13 protein-coding genes are annotated in these 17,109 nt (G+C 77.3%); all 13 read left to right on the top strand.

Translation table 11 applies throughout. The annotated features are described in order from the left end of the window. Positions 1 to 951: 951 nt before the first annotated feature. The 13 genes from AC3WUG_RS17610 (at position 952) to AC3WUG_RS17550 (ending at position 17,072) form a co-directional block, all read left to right on the top strand. Positions 952 to 3,477 (top strand): hypothetical protein, encoded by a 2,526-nt coding sequence (locus AC3WUG_RS17610; RefSeq protein ID WP_492328851.1) that lies wholly within the window; start codon positions 952 to 954, stop codon positions 3,475 to 3,477. Then, positions 3,474 to 4,526 carry an HAD-IIA family hydrolase gene (locus AC3WUG_RS17605; protein ID WP_492328850.1) on the top strand — a complete coding sequence of 351 codons (1,053 nt, stop codon included), beginning with the start codon at positions 3,474 to 3,476 and terminating at the stop codon, positions 4,524 to 4,526. Before AC3WUG_RS17610 ends, AC3WUG_RS17605 begins: the two co-directional genes overlap by 4 nt. Positions 4,527 to 4,654: 128 nt before the next feature. Further along, positions 4,655 to 4,798, top strand: a complete 144-nt coding sequence (locus tag AC3WUG_RS17600) for a hypothetical protein (protein ID WP_168216818.1) — start codon at positions 4,655 to 4,657, stop codon at positions 4,796 to 4,798. 5 nt (positions 4,799 to 4,803) lie between these two features. After that, positions 4,804 to 5,694 (top strand): TlyA family RNA methyltransferase, encoded by an 891-nt coding sequence (locus tag AC3WUG_RS17595; protein ID WP_492328849.1) that lies wholly within the window; start codon positions 4,804 to 4,806, stop codon positions 5,692 to 5,694. After that, on the top strand, positions 5,691 to 6,602 hold the full coding sequence (locus AC3WUG_RS17590) for an NAD kinase (RefSeq protein ID WP_492328848.1): 912 nt from the start codon (positions 5,691 to 5,693) through the stop codon (positions 6,600 to 6,602). Before AC3WUG_RS17595 ends, AC3WUG_RS17590 begins: the two co-directional genes overlap by 4 nt. A 15-nt stretch (positions 6,603 to 6,617) precedes the next feature. Beyond that, positions 6,618 to 8,348, top strand: coding sequence for a DNA repair protein RecN (recN, locus tag AC3WUG_RS17585; protein ID WP_492328847.1), 1,731 nt, complete (start codon positions 6,618 to 6,620; stop codon positions 8,346 to 8,348). Between the two features lie 6 nt (positions 8,349 to 8,354). Beyond that, positions 8,355 to 9,545, top strand: coding sequence for a putative cytokinetic ring protein SteA (steA, locus tag AC3WUG_RS17580; RefSeq protein ID WP_492328846.1), 1,191 nt, complete (start codon positions 8,355 to 8,357; stop codon positions 9,543 to 9,545). Between the two features lie 73 nt (positions 9,546 to 9,618). Then, positions 9,619 to 10,689 carry a copper transporter gene (locus AC3WUG_RS17575; protein ID WP_492328845.1) on the top strand — a complete coding sequence of 357 codons (1,071 nt, stop codon included), beginning with the start codon at positions 9,619 to 9,621 and terminating at the stop codon, positions 10,687 to 10,689. Beyond that, positions 10,686 to 11,645: a hypothetical protein gene (locus tag AC3WUG_RS17570; RefSeq protein ID WP_492328844.1), complete on the top strand. Its 960-nt coding sequence runs from the start codon at positions 10,686 to 10,688 to the stop codon at positions 11,643 to 11,645. Before AC3WUG_RS17575 ends, AC3WUG_RS17570 begins: the two co-directional genes overlap by 4 nt. Next, entirely contained in the window at positions 11,642 to 13,519 is a 1,878-nt protein-coding gene (gene murJ / locus AC3WUG_RS17565; protein ID WP_492328843.1) for a murein biosynthesis integral membrane protein MurJ, read from the top strand. Before AC3WUG_RS17570 ends, murJ begins: the two co-directional genes overlap by 4 nt. Next, entirely contained in the window at positions 13,516 to 14,607 is a 1,092-nt protein-coding gene (locus tag AC3WUG_RS17560; protein WP_492328842.1) for a glycosyltransferase family 4 protein, read from the top strand. Before murJ ends, AC3WUG_RS17560 begins: the two co-directional genes overlap by 4 nt. Before the next feature lie 159 nt (positions 14,608 to 14,766). Then, a complete protein-coding gene (pyrG, locus tag AC3WUG_RS17555; RefSeq protein WP_492328841.1) occupies positions 14,767 to 16,461 on the top strand; it encodes a CTP synthase in 1,695 nt (564 codons plus the stop codon). Then, positions 16,458 to 17,072, top strand: coding sequence for an NUDIX domain-containing protein (locus AC3WUG_RS17550; protein ID WP_492328840.1), 615 nt, complete (start codon positions 16,458 to 16,460; stop codon positions 17,070 to 17,072). The genes pyrG and AC3WUG_RS17550 overlap by 4 nt, the downstream gene beginning before the upstream one ends. Positions 17,073 to 17,109: the final 37 nt, after the last annotated feature.

Below are 17,109 nucleotides of genomic sequence, written 5' to 3'. Positions count from 1 at the left end.
GTGTGGGAGAGTAGGACGCCGCCGGACATCATTTCAGAAAGAGCCATCCCTTCGGGGGTGGCTCTTTCTGTTTCCCCGGAAAGCCCACGGTGCGGCGTGCTCGCGCGAGCGCCGGCACACGCACGTCGACCTGCTCAGAGCGGGGCCGCTCCGAGCCCGCCCGTGTCGCCGAGCGGGCAGTAGATGCTGCTGTCCGCCCGCTGGAGGCAGCATCTCCTGCCCACTCGGTGTCGGCGATGCCTTGCCCCCACACCCCGTGCGCGCGCCACGTGCCGCTGAGCCGGCACGAGATGCTGCCTCCCACGGGCGGACGGCAGCATCCACGGCCCACTCCGCGCGGGCGCTGCCTTGTCTCGATCCGCACCGGTCTGACGCTTCCGTCCGGCATGGATCATGGATGTGGCACCCCACCTCGAGCGAGCATTCGGTGTTCTTTCTCACTGGTAGAGGCAACATCTCGTACCTACTCGCGACGCACGTGGTCGGCGCTCGGTTCGCGGCTGCACGTCAGCGAGTCCCCACTTGTGGACTGCGACCGCGCGGTCGTGCGGAGTACCGGAACGGAGAGTCGGCGGTCGCACGCGGGGGCCCCGCTCGCGCCCGGACGCGGATCGCGGGGCCTGCGGTGCGCTGCGGTCGGGGTCGTGCGAGTTCCGATGAGGGAGATCACCCGGTGCCGGCCGTCGGCGTGGGGACCCGGTGCTCGCGTCACGCGGTCACCCGCGCTGAGAGAGCGGGAGAGACTCCCGCGAGCCGCGCGTGGGATCCCAGTGGCCCGACCTGCGGCGTGATGGGTGCACTCGCCTGACGAGTGGTGCGGCCCCCGTCGAGGGTCGTCAGCTCGGGGTCGGTGCACGCCGGCTCGGGGACGGTCGCGTGATCGTCCGATGCGGGGTCTGCGGGCCGCGGATGAGACCATGGTCGGCGGTCGAACATGAGGAGCAGCAGGACATGAGCAGCGACGAGCGCGGGACGCGTTCGGCGGACGAGGGCGGGCGCCGCAGCGGCGGCGTCGGTCGGTACGGCAACCGGGGCGCGGCGCGCACCGGCGGCGACGAGCGCCCGGCGCGCACCCCGCGGGTCGCGGGTCAGCGGCGCAGCGGCGGTGACGAGCGCGGCTGGCGTTCGGCGGTCGAGCAGAGCGGCACCGCCGGCGCGCGGGGGAGCTCCGCCCGCGGAGGCGAGCGCGACGCGCGGACCGACCGTCGGGACGAGGGGGCACGCGGCTACGGCGGCGACCGCCGGGCTGCCGGCGGCGGGCGTGCCGAGGGCGGCGCGCGCGACAGCCGTCCCTCGGGCGACCGGCGTGCTCCTGGCCGCAGCGAGGGCGAGCGCACCGGCGGATACCGCGCGGACCGGGGTCCGGCGCGTGACGGCGGGCGTTCGGGCGGGTACGGCGCGGACCGCGGCGGCTCCCGTCCCGAGCGGGGCGGGTCCCGTCCCGAGCGCTCCGGCGGGTACTCCTCGGACCGCACCGGCGGCTACCGGTCCGACCGGGGCCCCGCACGGGACGGCGAGCGCGGTGGCTACCGCGGCGAGCGCCGCGAGGGCGGCTACGGCCGCGGCGGCGAGCAGGGCGGCCAGCGCTCCGGCGGCTACGACCGCTCCGCCCCCCGCACGGGCGGCTACCGGCGCGACGCCGAGGGCGGCGAGCGGACGGGCGGCTTCCGCTCGGACCGCGGCGCTTCGCGTCCCGGCGGTCCCGGCCGGGGCGACCGGCCGGGCGGCGAGCGCGGCGGGTTCCGCGGCGACCGTGCCGCTGGGTCGGACCGTGGTGGCTACCAGCGCGAGGACCGCGGTGGCGACCGCGGGGGACGTGACTCCGGTGCGGCCGGCGGCGAGCGCGGCGGGTACCGCCGGGACGACCGTGGCGGGCCCCAGCGCGACGATCGCGGTGGCTACCGCGGGGGACGTGACTCCGGTGCGGCCGGCGGCGAGCGCGGCGGGTACCGCCGGGACGACCGTGGCGGCTCCCAGCGCGACGACCGCGGTGGCTACCGCGGCGGCCGCGACGGCGGCCCGGGTGCGGCCGGCGATCGGGGCGGCTACCGCGCGGACCGCGGCGGGCAGCAGGGTGGCGGCTACCGCGGCCGGGACGGTGCGACGTCCGCCTCGGGCGAGCGCGGTGGCTACCGGCGCGACGAGCGCAGCGGCTCCCAGCGCGACGACCGCGGCGGGTTCCGCGGCGGTCGCGACGCGGGTCAGGGTGCGTCCGGCGGTCACCGCCGGGACGACCGGGGCGAGCGCGGTGGCTACCAGCGTGACGACCGCGGGGGCTACCGCGGCGGTCGCGACGCGGGTCAGGGTGCGTCCGGCGGGTACCGCCGGGACGACCGGGGCGAGCGCGGTGGCTACCAGCGCGACGACCGCGGCGGTTACCGCGGCGCGCGCGACGGGCAGGACCGCAGTGAGCGCGGCGGTTACCGCGGCGCGCGCGACGGGCAGGACCGCAGTGAGCGCGGCGGGTACCGGGGCGACCGTGACGGGGGCCGCGGCTTCGACCGGGGCGACCGGTCGGCGCACCGCGAGGGCGACGACCGCCGCCCGAGCCGCCCGCCGCAGTCGGTGCGCGAGTACGGCCCGGAGATCCCCGAGGACGTCGAGTTCAGCATGCTCGACCGCGAGGTCCGGGCCCGGCTGCGCACGCTGAGCAAGGACAACGCGTGGGCGGTGGGCCGGCACCTGGTGATGGCCGGCCGGCTCATCGACCAGGACCCGGAGCTCGCCTACGAGCACGCCCAGGCGGCGGTGCGGCACGGCGGCCGGGTGGACGTGGTGCGCGAGGCCGCGGGCCTGGCGGCGTACCGGACCGGGCGGTTCGCCGAGGCGCTGCGCGAGCTGCGCACGGTGCGGCGGCTGAACGGCTCGTCCGAGCACCTGGCCGTGATGGCGGACTGCGAGCGCGGCCTCGGCCGGCCGGAGCGCGCGATCGCCCTGGCCGCGTCGCCGGAGGCCGACGACCTCGACACGACGACGCGGGTCGAGCTGGCGATGGTGGTCAGCGGGGCGCGCCTCGACATGGGCGACCCGGACGCGGCGATCGCCGCGCTGTCCGGCATCGGCTCGGGTCCCGTGCGGACGCTGCTCGCGGCGCGCGTGGTGCAGGCCCGGGCGGACGCGCTGCGCGCCGCGGGTCGTGGCGCCGAGGCCGAGGAGGCCGAGGCGACGGTGCCCGCCGCGCTGCTCGCGCAGGTGCAGGGCACGGACGAGGACGACGACGTCGTGGTGTTCGACCTCGACGAGGACGGGGACGAGGGCGGCCCCGAGGACGACGGCGAGGTCGCGGACGACGAGTCCGACGAGCTCGACGAGTCCGACGCGGCGGACCTCGACGCGGACGCTCCCGACGGCGATACCGAGTCCGACGACGCCCACGAGTCCGACGACACCGAGTCGGACGACGACGCCACGACCGACGACACCCCCGACACCCCCCACGCCGCCCCCGCGGGCGACGAGGACACGGAGGACGAGTGACCCACGCACGGCTCCTCGGCAGCGCCACCCCGCTCGCAGAGGCCTACGACCTGGCCCTGGTGGACCTGGACGGCGTCGCGTACCGCGGCCACGAGCCCATCGACGGCGCCGCCGCCGGGCTCGCGGGGGCCCGCGCGGCCGGCATGCGCCTGGTGTTCGTGACCAACAACGCCTCGCGCGAGCCGGAGTCGGTCGCGGACCAGCTCACCTCGCTGGACATCCCGACGCAGCCGGGCGACGTGCTGACCGCCGCGCAGGCCTGCGCGGCGCTGCTGGCGACCCGTCTGCGGCCGGGCGCGAAGGTGCTCGTGGTCGGCGGCGCGGGCCTGGTCACCGCGGTGCGCGAGGCGGGCTTCGAGGTCGTCACGTCCGCGGACGAGCACCCGGAGGCCGTCGCCCAGGGCTTCGCCCCGGAGCTGGGCTGGGCGCAGCTCGCCGAGGCCGCGTACGCGGTGGCGGGCGGCGCGTGGTTCGTCGCGAGCAACCTCGACAAGAGCCTGCCGACGGCCCGGGGCTTCGCGCCGGGCAACGGCGCGCTCGTGGGCGCGGTGCAGGCGGCGACGGGCGTGGTCCCGGACAGCGCGGGCAAGCCGGCGTCGACGATGTACGAGATCGCGGTCGAGCGGCACGGCGCCCGCGCGGCGCTGGTGGTGGGGGACCGCCTGGACACCGACCTGGCGGGCGCCCGCACGGGCGGGTTCGCGGGGCTGCACGTGCTGACCGGGGTGAGCACGGCGCGCGACGACGTGCTCGCGCCGGCGGGGCTGCGCCCGCACTACATCGCGGCCGACCTCGGCGGCCTGCTGGTGCCGCACCCCGAGCCGGTCCAGGCGGCCGAGGGCTGGTGGACCTGCGGGGCCGCCGCGGCCCGGGTCGCAGCCGGCCGGCTGGAGCTCGGCGGGGACCTGCCCGCCGGGGTCGACCTGGTGCGGGCAGCCTGCTCCGCGGCGTGGGCGGCGGTGGACGCGGGCGAGGACCTGGACGAGTCCACGGTCCCCGACCTGCGTGTCACCCCCGAGGACGCCGCGGGCGTGGGCGCCGGCCGGTAACCTGGCCGGCAGCGCAGGGGAGCAGCAGCACCAGGACACGTGGAGAACCAGCCAGGGGGACGCGACGGGGCCGGCCGGCCGGTCGTCGCGGGCGGACTGCCGCCGCGGGCGGAGTGGGGAGTGGAGCCGTGGAGCCGACGGGCGACCAGGCGGTGGACCAGGCGGTCGTGCGCCTGACCGAGGTCACCGAGCTCACGCTGCGCGAGCAGCTCGCCGTCTTCGACGCCGTGCACACGGCCCTGCAGGACCGGCTCGCCGACGCGGAGGGCTGAGGCGGGTGCCGACGCGCCTCGACGCCGCCCTGGTCCGTGACGGGCTCGCCCGGTCGCGGAAGCACGCGGCCGAGCTGATCGCGGCCGGTCGGGTGACGGTCGACGGCGCCCCCGTGCGGCGCCCGGCGGCCCCGCTCGGCGACGACCAGCGCGCCCGGGTCGAGCCGGACCCCGCCGGCGCGCCCGCCGACGACTGGGCGTCCCGCGGCGCGCACAAGCTGCTGGGCGCGCTCGACGCGTTCGCCGACGTCGTGGTCGAGGGCCGCGACTGCCTGGACGCGGGCGCGAGCACGGGCGGGTTCACCGACGTGCTGCTGCGCCGCGGCGCCCGGCGGGTGCTGGCGCTGGACGTCGGGCACGACCAGCTCGTCGACCGGCTCCGCGCCGACCCCCGGGTCGAGGTCCGCGAGGGGGTCAACGTCCGCTACCTGACCGCGGCGGACGTCGACCCGGCCCCGGCGCTGGTCGTGGCGGACCTGTCCTTCATCTCGCTGACCCTGGTGCTTCCCGCGCTCGCCGCGGTCGCGGCGCCGGGCGCGGACCTGCTGCTGATGGTCAAGCCGCAGTTCGAGGTCGGCCGCGAGCGGCTGGGCTCGGGCGGGGTGGTGCGCAGCGCCGAGCAGCGGGTGGAGGCGGTGCTGGCGGTCGCCGCGGCCGCGGAGCAGCAGGGCCTCGCCGTCGCCGGCGTGGCGCGCAGCCCGCTCCCGGGTCCGAGCGGCAACGTGGAGTACTTCCTGCGGCTCCGCCGCGGGGCCGACGCGGACGCGGACGCGCCGGGGACGCACGACACCGGCGCCGCCCTCACCGGCGACGCCCTCGCGGCCCGGGTCCGGGCCGTCGTCACCGAGCAGCTCGTCACCGAGCGGGTCGTCACCGAGCAGGAGGAGGGCGCATGACCGGCAGGCGGGTCCTGGTCGTCACGCACAGCGGCCGGGCGGAGGCCGTCACGGCCACCGAGGAGGCCGCCGCTGCGCTGGAGGCCGCCGGCTTCACGCCCGTGCTCGCGGGCGAGGACGTCCCCGGCATGGCGTTCCACGACATCGAGCTGGCCATGATCCTGGGCGGCGACGGCACGATCCTGCGCGCCGCGGAGCTCGCGCGCGGCGCCGGCGTCCCGCTGCTCGGCATCAACCTGGGCCACGTCGGGTTCCTCGCGGAGAGCGAGCGGGACGACATCAAGGAGGCGGTGCGCCGGATCGCGGCGGGGGACTACACCGTCGAGGAGCGCACCACGCTCCAGGTGCAGGTCCAGGTGCCCGGCCGCCGCGACCCGGTGACCGGCTGGGCCCTGAACGAGGCCGCGCTGGAGAAGGCGGAGCCGGCGCGGATGGTCGAGGTCGTGCTCGAGGTGGACGACCGCCCGCTGTCGAGCTTCGGCTGCGACGGCGTCGTGCTGGCGACGTCCACTGGCTCGACCGCGCACGCGTTCTCGGCCGGCGGGCCCGTGGTCTGGCCGGAGGTCGACAGCCTCATCGTCGTGCCGCTGTCCGCGCACGCGCTGTTCGCGCGCCCCCTGGTGGTCGGCCCGCGCAGCGTGGTCGCCGTCGAGGTGCTGACCCGGTCCCCGTCCCCGGCGGTGCTCGTCTGCGACGGCCGGCGGCACATCGAGGTGCCCGCGGGCTCGCGCGTCGAGGTGCGGCGGTCGCCGGTCCCGGTCAGGCTGGCCCGGCTGACGCCGGCGCCGTTCACCGACCGGCTGGTGAACAAGTTCGCGCTCCCCGTGGTCGGATGGCGGGGGCGCGCGACCGACACCCCGGCGCGCGACCGGACCGGCGCCACCCGCGCGCCGGCCGACGAGGACTGAGGAGCGGACGCGCGCGTGTTCGAGGAGATCACGATCAGCGACCTGGGCGTCATCACCGGCGCCCAGATCCGGCTGCACCCCGGGCTGACCGTCCTGACGGGCGAGACCGGCGCGGGCAAGACGATGGTGCTGACCGGGCTGAACCTGCTGCTGGGCGGCAAGGCCGACCCGGCGACGGTGCGGACCGGCGCGTCCACCGCGGTGGTCGAGGGCCGGGTCGTCGTGCCGGAGGGGTCGCCGGTGCTGGAGCGCGCCGAGGAGGCCGGGGCGGCGGTCGACGACGACGGCGGCCTGCTGCTGGTCCGCACGGTGCAGGCGGCGACCGACGGCACGCCGGGCCGGTCCCGCGCGCACCTCGGCGGCCGGTCGGTCCCGCAGGCGGTGCTGGGCGAGCTCGCCGAGCAGCTCATCACGGTGCACGGCCAGCAGGACCAGGCCCGGCTGCGCTCGCCGCAGCACCAGCGGGAGGCGCTGGACGCGTTCGCGGGCGCGGCGCACGCCGGGCTGCTCGCGGAGTACCGGCAGGCGTGGGCGGAGCGCGCCCGGCTCCAGGCGACGATCGACGACCTGACCGCCCGGCGCCAGGACCTCGCCCGCGAGGCCGAGCTGCTGCGCCTGGGCCTCGCCGAGGTCGAGCGGATCGACCCGCAGCCGGGGGAGGACACGGACCTCGCGCAGGAGATCGTCCGCCTGGAGCACGCGGAGGACCTGCGTGCCGCCGCCACGGGGGCGCACGCCGCGCTGCTCGGCGACGAGGACGCGGCGGACGAGGGCGCGAACGCAGCGGGCCTCGTCGAGCACGCGCGCCGGCTGCTGGACGGTGCCGGCGGCCACGACGCCCGGCTCGCGGAGCTGCGCGACCGGGTGGCGGAGGCCGGGTACCTGCTGGCCGACGCCGCCACCGAGCTGTCGTCGTACCTGCAGGACCTGCAGGCCGACCCGCTGCGCCTCGACGCCGCCCAGACCCGGCGCGCGGAGCTCGCGTCGCTGACGCGGTCGTACGGGGAGGACGTCGCGGCGGTGCTGCGCTGGGCCGAGGAGAGCGGCCGCCGGCTGCTCGACATCGGCGACGGAGACGAGAAGGTCGCGGAGCTGACGGTCGAGCGGGACGCGCTGGACGCGACGCTGGCCGACCTCGCGACCCGGATCGGCGCGGCCCGGCGCGAGGCCGCCGAGCGGCTCGCCGCGACGGTGTCCGCGGAGCTCGCGGGGCTCGCGATGGGCGGCGCGAGCCTCGAGGTCCGGGTCGGGCCTGCACCCGAGCTGGGCCCGCACGGTGGAGATGTCGTGGAGATGCTCCTGGTCCCGCACGCGGGCGCGCCGGCCCGACCGCTCGGCAAGGGCGCCTCGGGCGGCGAGCTGTCGCGGGTGATGCTGGCCCTCGAGGTGGCGCTCGCCACGTCCCCCGACCGGGGCGAGCACACGCCCGGGACGTTCGTGTTCGACGAGGTCGACGCCGGCGTCGGCGGGCGCGCCGCGACCGAGGTGGGCCGCCGTCTGGCCGCCCTGGCGCGGGGTTCGCAGGTCCTGGTGGTGACGCACCTCGCCCAGGTGGCCGCGTTCGCCGACCGGCACCTCGTCGTCACCAAGTCGCGGGACGGCGCGATCACCGCGTCGGGCGTGGCCGAGGTCACGGGGGAGGACCGGGTCCGCGAGCTGGCCCGGATGCTGTCCGGCCAGGAGGAATCCGGTGCGGCGCGCGCGCACGCGGCGGAGCTCCTGGAGCTGGCGGATCTGGCACCATGAACGGCGATGAAACTCCTGCCCTCGCGTAAGCGCTCCGCCGCGTCCCCCGGGGGCGAGCTCGTCGGCCCCGCCCGGGTCGACCCCCGCACCAAGTCGCTGACCAAGCGCCTGCGCCCGGGGGAGATCGCCGTGATCGACCACGTCGACATCGACCGGGTGTCGGCCGAGGCGCTCGCCGCCTGCAAGCCGGCCGCGGTGCTCAACGCCGCGCGCTCGACGTCGGGCCGGTACCCGAACCTCGGCCCGGACATCCTGGTGTCCGCCGGCATCCCGCTCGTCGACGACCTCGGCCCCGACGTGATGACCCTCCGCGAGGGCCGCACGCTGCGCGTCGAGGCCGGTGCGGTGTACGACGGCGACAAGCTGGTCGCCGAGGGCACGGTGCAGACCGAGCAGACCGTGGCCACCGACCAGGCGGCCGCGCGCGAGGGCCTGTCGGTCCAGCTCGAGTCGTTCGCCGCGAACACCATGGACTACCTGCGCCGGGAGCGCGACCTGCTGCTCGACGGCGTGGGCGTCCCGGACATCACGACGCAGATCGAGGGCCGGCAGGTGCTCATCGTGGTGCGCGGGTACCACTACAAGGAGGACCTGGTCACGCTGCGGCCGTACATCCGCGAGTACCGCCCGGTGCTCGTCGGCGTGGACGGCGGCGCGGACGCGATCCTCGAGGCCGGGTGGACGCCCGACATGATCGTCGGCGACATGGACTCGGTCTCCGACCGCGCCCTGCGCTGCGGCGCCGAGATCGTCGTGCACGCCTACCGCGACGGCCGCGCGCCGGGCCTGGCGCGCGTCGACCAGCTCGGCGTGCCGCACATCGTGTTCCCGGCGACCGGCACCAGCGAGGACGTCGCGATGCTGCTGGCCGACGACAAGGGCGCCGAGCTCATCGTCGCGGTCGGCACGCACGCCACGCTGGTCGAGTTCCTGGACAAGGGCCGCTCGGGCATGGCCTCGACGTTCCTCACCCGGCTCCGGGTCGGCAGCAAGCTGGTCGACGCCAAGGGCGTGTCCCGGCTGTACCGGAACCGGATCTCCAACCTGCAGCTGACGCTGCTCGTCCTCGCGGGCCTGCTCGCGCTCGGCGTGGCCCTGGCCTCGACGACCGCGGGTCAGACCCTCATCGGGCTGACCGCGGCGCGCTGGGACGACTTCGTCTACTGGCTCGGGTCGCTGTTCAGCGGGTCGTCATGACGCCCGCCCGCACCCCCCGACCCGCCCCCTCCCGTGCCGCGCTCGCGACGGCACCTGATCGAGAGCTCTCGCTGTGATCGACTTCCGGTACCACCTCGTCTCGCTGATCTCGGTGTTCCTCGCGCTCGCGGTGGGCATCGCCCTCGGCGCCGGTCCGCTCGAGGAGACGATCGGCAACACCCTCACGGGGCAGGTGGACCAGCTCCGGAGCGAGCGCGACCAGCTGCGCTCCGACCTCGACGAGGCGGGCTCGGACCTGGCCGCGAGCGACGCGTTCGTCGAGGCCGCGGGCGCCGAGCTCGTCTCGGGCACGCTGGCCGAGCGCCGCGTGGCCGTGGTCGCGCTCGGCACGGTCGACGGCGACGCGCTCACCGCGATCGAGGGCCAGCTGACGGACGCCGGCGCCACGGTCAGCGCGAACGTGGCGCTGAACGAGGCCTGGTCGTCCACCGACCTGCGGTCGTTCCGCCAGGCGCTCGTCGGCAACATCTCGAGCTACCTCGACCCGCAGCCCGCGGACGACGCCACCGCGGACACCTCGCTGTCCGAGGCGCTGGTCCAGGGCCTCACCGGAGCCGACCCGGCCAACCCCGACGCGCTCGGCGCGGACGCGGCGACGCTGCTCGAGTTCATGACGTCCGGCGACTCGCCGCTCGTGACCGTCGAGGGCGAGATCACCCAGCCGGCCGACGCGATCGTGCTGGTCGCCCCGACCGTCGCCCCCGACTCCGTCGCCACCGACGCGACGCCGGACGCCGACGAGGCCGCCGCCGTGCTGCAGTCGCAGATCGCGCTGGCCCGGGTCGCGCAGAGCCGGTCCGAGGGCGCGGTCGTCGTGGACGGCCCGGTCACGGACGGCACGCTCGTCGCCACGATCCTCGGCGACGACTCGGCCGCCGAGGCGCTCACCACGGTCAGCGACGGCGACACGTCCGCCGGGCAGGTCTCCGTCCCGCTCGCGCTGAACGCGCGGATCGGCGGCACCAACGGCCACTACGGCCGCGGCGGCGACCTGACGACGGTGCCCACCGCCACGACGCTGACCCCGCCGGACCGCACGCCGGTCGCGACCGGGGACGCGGGCGACCCGGGCGCCGGCGACGCCGGTGCGGGCGACGCGGGCGACGCCGGGGCCGAGGGGTGAGCGTCGCGCGCCGGATCGCCGCCGCCGTCGCGGCGCGCGTGAGCACGACCGTCGTCCGCGGACTGCTGGACGACGAGCCGCCGGGGGGCGCGCGCCTCTGGGAGCGCACCAACCACCGCGGCGAGCCCGTGAGCCTGCTCGGCGGCCCCGCGGTCGCGGCGGGCGTGCTCGTCGGCGGCCTGGTCGGCGCCCCGTCCGCCCGGGACGGCGCGGCCCTGGCGGTCGCGACCACGAGCGCCACGGCGTTCGGCCTCGTCGACGACCTGACCGAGGACCGCGAGGGCACCGTCCGCAAGGGCCTGCGCGGCCACCTCGGCGCGCTGGCCCGCGGCGAGGTCACGACCGGCGGGCTCAAGGTGCTCGGCATCGGGGCGGGCGCGCTGCTCGCCGCCGCCCTGAGCCGCCCGCACGACCGGCTGCCCGCGGGCCGCGGCGCCGCCGCCGGCACCCGGCTCGTCGACGTCGCGGTCGACGGCGCGCTCATCGCCGCCAGCGCCAACCTGGTCAACCTGCTCGACCTGCGCCCGGGGCGCGCCCTCAAGGCCGCGGCGATCGCCGCCGCGCCGCCGGGGGTGCTCGGCGGGCGCGGAGGTGGTCCGGCCGCGGCGGTGCTGGGCGCCGCCGTCGCCGAGCTGCCCGACGACCTGGCCGAGCGGGACATGCTCGGCGACTCCGGCGCGAACGCGGTCGGCGCGGTCCTCGGCACCGTCGCGGTGCAGGGCTGCCCGCGGCCGGTGCGGCTCGCGCTCCTCGCGGGGGTCGTGGCGCTCACGGTGGCCTCCGAGAAGGTGTCCTTCACGCAGGTGATCGCCCGCACCCCCGTGCTGCGCGAGCTGGACGCGTGGGGCCGGCGACCGGCGCACGTGCCGGCGACCGCGGGCGGCGCGGGCGGGCCGGACGCGCCGGGCGGGTCGCCGGGCGACGACGCCGCCGCCGGCGGGGTGCCCGGGCGGTGAGCCGCCGGGCCGTCCTGTCCGGTCTGGCGGGCGCCGCGGCCCTGATCTCGGCCGTGACGGTCGTCAGCCGGCTGCTGGGCTTCGCGCGGACGCTGGTCTTCAACAACGCGGTCGGCCTCACCGACGTCGGCGACGCCTACAACTGGGCGAACACCCTGCCGAACGTGCTGTTCGAGGTGGCGGCGGGCGGGGCCCTCGCGGGCGCGCTCATCCCGGTCATCGCCGGGCCGCTGGCGCGGGGGATGCGGGACGACGTGTCCCGGATCGCGTCGGGGATGCTCGGCTGGACGCTCGGCGGCCTCGTGCTCATCGGGGCGCTCCTCGCCGTGGCCGCGGAGCCGCTGTCCGCGTTCGCGAAGGTCGACACCGCGGCCGAGCGGGACCTGGTCACGTTCTTCATCCGGGTGTTCGCGGTGCAGCTGCCGCTGTACGGGCTCGCCGTGGTGCTGTCCGGCGTGCTGCAGGCGCAGCGGAAGTTCTTCTGGCCGGCGTTCGCGCCGGTGCTGTCGAGCCTGGTCGTGATCGGCGCCTACGCCGGCTACGGCTGGCTGCTCGCCGACGCGGGCGTGCCTCGCGGGGCCGAGGAGGCGGCGGTGCTGCCAGACGGGGCCGCGGCAGTGCTGGCGTGGGGGACCACCGCCGGCGTGGCCGCGATGGGCCTGTCCCAGCTCGTGCCGGTCTGGCGGTCCGGCGTGCGGCTCCGGCCCGCGCTGCGGTTCCCCGACGGCGTCGCCGCCCGCGCGCGCGGGCTGGCGCTGGCCGGCATCGGCGCGCTGGTCGCGCAGCAGGCGGCCGTGCTCGTCACGATCACGCTCGCCCAGACCTACGGCGGCGACGGCGCGCTCTCGGCCTGGCAGACGATGGTGCAGCCGACCTACCTGCTGCCGTACGCGGTGCTCGCGGTGCCGCTCGCGACCAGCACGTTCCCGCGGCTCGCCGCCGCGGCGCAGCGCCCGGGCCGGTCCGGCTACGCGCCGCTCGCCGCGGTGACCACCCGGGGCGTGCTCGTCGCGGGTGCGGCCGGCGCGGCGATGCTGGCCGCGGTCGCCCCGGCCGCGACCGCGGTGTTCCAGGCGATCGGGCGCGGCAACACGGCGCTCATCGCCGCGGTCGCCGACGCGCTGACGCTGGTCGCGCCCGGGCTGCTGGGCTTCGCGCTGGTCTTCCACGTGTCCCGGGCGCTGTACGCGCTGGAGCGCGGGCGGCTCGCGGTGCTGGCCGCCAGCGCCGGGTGGGTCACCGTTGCGGTCGCGTCCTGGGTCGCCTGCCTGGTGCTGGTCCCGGGCGGGCGTGACGCCGCCGCGACGCTGCACGCGCTGTCCGTCGGCAACACGATCGGGATGGTCGTGGCCGGGGTGGCGCTGCTCGCCGTGCTGCGGGCGGCCGCCGGGCCGGACGCCGTCGCCGGGCTGCCCCGGACCCTCGCCGTGCTGGTCGCGGCCGGCGCGGTCGCCGGCGTCGCCGGCCGGTGGGTCGTCGACGCGGTGCAGGCGCTCGCCGAGGGCGTGCCGGGTGCGGTGGCCGCGGCGGCGGGCGGGGCGGCCGTGGTCGTCGTGCTGGTCGTGGGCGCGGTCGCCGTGCTCGACCGGGCGACGCTGACCGGGCTGCTGCGGCGCGGAGCGGGTGCGGGCGCCGGCGGCGGGGCGGCGGTCGACGGCCCCGCCGGCGGGCCCGCCGCGGACGCGCTCGTCCCCGGCACGGACCCGGGCGCTCCTGCGGCGGCGTCGCCGGGCACGGCCGCATCCGCCGGTGGGCCCGCGTCCGCCGGCACCCACGCGGCCCCCGCGACGACCGCCACCCCCACGACCACCCCGGCGCCCGGCGCCGGCCCCACGGCCCCCGGGCCGGACGACCCCCGGGAGGCGGGCCGATGACCCGACGCGTGCTGCAGGTGCTGGGCTCGAGCGCGGGCGGCGTCGCCCGGCACGTCGCGCAGGTGTCGACCGCCCTGGCGGCGGGCGGTGACCACGTCCTGGTCGCGGGCCCGTCCTCGCTGGCGCCGACCGTGGCCGCGGGCGAGGGCGTCGGCTTCGCGGCGGTGGAGATCGCCGACCGCCCGCACGCCTCCGACGCGCGGGCCGTCGTCCGGCTGGCCGGGCTGGCGCGGGACGCCGACGCGGTGCACGCCCACGGGCTGCGCGCGGGCGCGCTCGCGGTGCTGGCGGTCCGCGGGCGGCCGCACCCGGGCGGGTCGCGGCCCCGGGTGGTGGTCACGCTGCACAACCTGCCCGTCGGCGGCCGCGCGATCCGGATCGTGTCGGCGGTGCTCGGCCGGGTGGTCGCGCGCGGCGCCGACGTGGTGCTCGGCGTGTCCGGCGACCTCGTCGGGCTGGCCCGTGCGCAGGGCGCCCGCCGCGCCGAGCGCGCGCTGGTGCCGGCGCCCGCGCGCCGCGCCCCCGGCCGGGACCGGGACGCCGTCCGCGCGGGGCTCGGCGTCGCGCCGGGGGAGGACCTCGTGGTCACCGTGGCACGGCTCGCCCCGCAGAAGGGCCTGGACACCCTCGTGGCCGCCGCGGCCGCCGCCGGACGCACCCGGCCCGGGCTGCGCTGGGTCGTGGCGGGGGACGGCCCGCTGCTCGCCGGGCTGCGCGCGCGGGTCGCCGAGGCGGACGCGCCGGTCGACCTGCTGGGCCGCCGCGAGGACGTCGCGGACCTGCTCGCGGCCGCGGACGTGGTCGCCTCGACCGCCGTGTGGGAGGGCCAGCCGCTGGCCGTCCAGGAGGCTCTGGCGCTCGGCGCGGCGCTCGTCGTCACCGACGCGGGCGGCACCCGCGAGGTCACGGGGGACGCTGCGGTGCTCGTGCCGGTGGGGGACGCCGCGGCGTTCGCGGACGCGCTGGGCGCGGTGCTGGCCGACGACGCGCGCCGGGCTGCGCTCGGCGAGGCGGCCCGGGCCCGCGCGGCGACCCTCCCGGGGATCGCCGACGTCCTGACCCAGCTGGACGCGGCCTACACCCGCTGACGCGCGGGGAACGACCGGGAGTGGAAGGTTCTGCCGGACACGCCGCCGGCGTGTCCGTCAGGACCTTCCACCCGACGGCGGCCCCGCCCGCGCGCCCGTGGCGCGGGTCACCGGCGTGGGACGCACAGGGGCCGCGCGTCTCGGGTACACTGGAATCCCGTGGCAGAGCGCGCAAATCGACTCTCCGGGCGGTCGGACTCCACGACCCGGCACATCTTCGTCACGGGAGGCGTCGCCTCCTCACTGGGCAAGGGCCTGACCGCCTCCAGCCTGGGACGACTTCTCCGCTCCCGCGGCCTGCGGGTCACGATGCAGAAGCTCGACCCGTACCTCAACGTCGACCCGGGAACGATGAACCCGTTCCAGCACGGCGAGGTCTTCGTCACCGAGGACGGCGCCGAGACGGACCTCGACGTCGGTCACTACGAGCGGTTCCTGGACGTCGACCTGGTCGGCTCCGCGAACGTCACGACCGGCCAGGTCTACTCGCACGTGATCGCGAAGGAGCGGCGCGGCGAGTACCTCGGCGACACCGTCCAGGTCATCCCGCACATCACCGACGAGATCAAGGCGCGGATGCGGTCCCAGGCCGCCGACGACGTCGACATCATCATCACCGAGATCGGCGGCACCGTCGGCGACATCGAGTCGCAGCCGTTCCTCGAGGCGGCCCGCCAGGTCCGCCACGAGCTCGGCCGGGACAACGTGTTCTTCCTGCACGTGTCGCTGGTGCCGTACATCGGCCCGTCGGGCGAGCTGAAGACCAAGCCGACCCAGCACTCCGTGGCCGCCCTGCGCAGCATCGGCATCCAGCCGGACGCGATCGTGCTGCGGTCCGACCGCGAGATCCCGCAGTCGATCAAGGCGAAGATCGCCCTGATGTGCGACGTCGACACCCAGGGCGTCATCTCCTGCGTGGACGCGCCGAGCATCTACGACATCCCGCGGGTCATCCACGCCGAGGGCCTGGACGCCTACGTCGTGCAGCGGCTCGGCATGCAGTTCCGCGACGTCGACTGGAGCGGCTGGGACGAGCTGCTGCAGCGCGTGCACCAGCCCGCGCACCACGTCGAGGTCGCGCTGGTCGGCAAGTACATCGACCTGCCCGACGCGTACCTGTCGGTGACCGAGGCGCTGCGCGCCGGCGGCTTCCACAACGACGCCAAGGTCAAGATCCGCTGGGTGCCGTCCGACGAGTGCCAGACCCCCGAGGGTGCGCAGCGCGCGCTCGGCGGCGTCGACGCGGTGCTGGTCCCGGGCGGGTTCGGCGTGCGCGGCATCGAGGGCAAGCTCGGCGCGCTGCGCTGGGCCCGCGAGTCGAAGGTGCCGACGCTCGGCATCTGCCTCGGCCTGCAGACGATGGTCATCGAGTACGCCCGCAACGTCCTCGGCCTCGCCGGCGCCTCGTCGTCCGAGTTCGACGCCGACCCGGCGCACCCGGTCGTCGCGACCATGGCGGAGCAGCTCGCGATCGTCGGCGGCGAGGGCGACCTCGGCGGCACGATGCGGCTCGGCTCCTACGAGGCCGTGCTGGCCGAGGGCTCGGTCGCGGCCGAGGCCTACGGCTCGACGCGGGTCACCGAGCGGCACCGGCACCGGTACGAGGTCAACAACGCGTACCGCGACAAGCTCGAGGAGGCCGGCCTGGTCATCTCCGGCGTCTCGCCGGACTCGTCGCTGGTCGAGTTCGTGGAGCTGCCGCGCGAGGTGCACCCGTACTACGTCTCGACGCAGGCGCACCCGGAGTTCAAGTCGCGGCCGACCCGGTCGCACCCGCTGTTCGCCGGCCTGATCCGGGCCGCGCTCGACGCCCGGGGCGCGACCGTCTCGCCGAAGGCGACGGCGCGCGCGTGACGACGCAGGACACGCACGGCGGGCCGGCCGACCGGCCCGCCGTGCGGCCCGTGCTGGAGCACACCGACCTGCACCACGGGAAGATCTGGGACCTGGTCTCGGAGACCGTGGACCTGGGCGACTCGCAGGTCGTCCGGGAGTTCGTCGACCACCCCGGTGCCGTCGCCGTGATCGCGCTCGACGAGGACGACCGCGTGCTGCTGCTCCGGCAGTACCGGCACCCGGTGCGGGCCGAGCTCTGGGAGCCGCCGGCCGGGCTGCGCGACGTCGACGGCGAGCCGCCGCACGTCACCGCCGCCCGCGAGCTGGGGGAGGAGGCCGACCTCCGCGCGGACTCCTGGTCGCTGCTCGCGGAGTTCGCGAACTCCCCGGGCGGCTCGAACGAGCACATCCTCGTGTACCTCGCCCGCGGGCTGTCCGAGGTCCCCGAGGCCGACCGGTACACCCGCGAGGACGAGGAGGCCGCGATGGTGCCCGTGTGGGTGCCGCTGGACGAGGCCGTCGAGGCGGTCCTCGCCGGCCGGCTGCGCAGCCCCAGCGCCGCGGTCGGCGTCCTCGCCGCCGCGGCCTCGCGGGACCGCGGCTGGCGGACGCTGCGCCCGGTCGGCTGACCCCGCGCGGCGGGGGGGGGGGGGGAACCACCCGCCC

The organism is Cellulomonas sp. EB106-03-03-XG116, assembly GCF_058792015.1.
The sequence above is the reverse complement of the archived record's forward strand: the minus strand, read 5'-3'. Positions and strand labels throughout refer to the sequence as shown.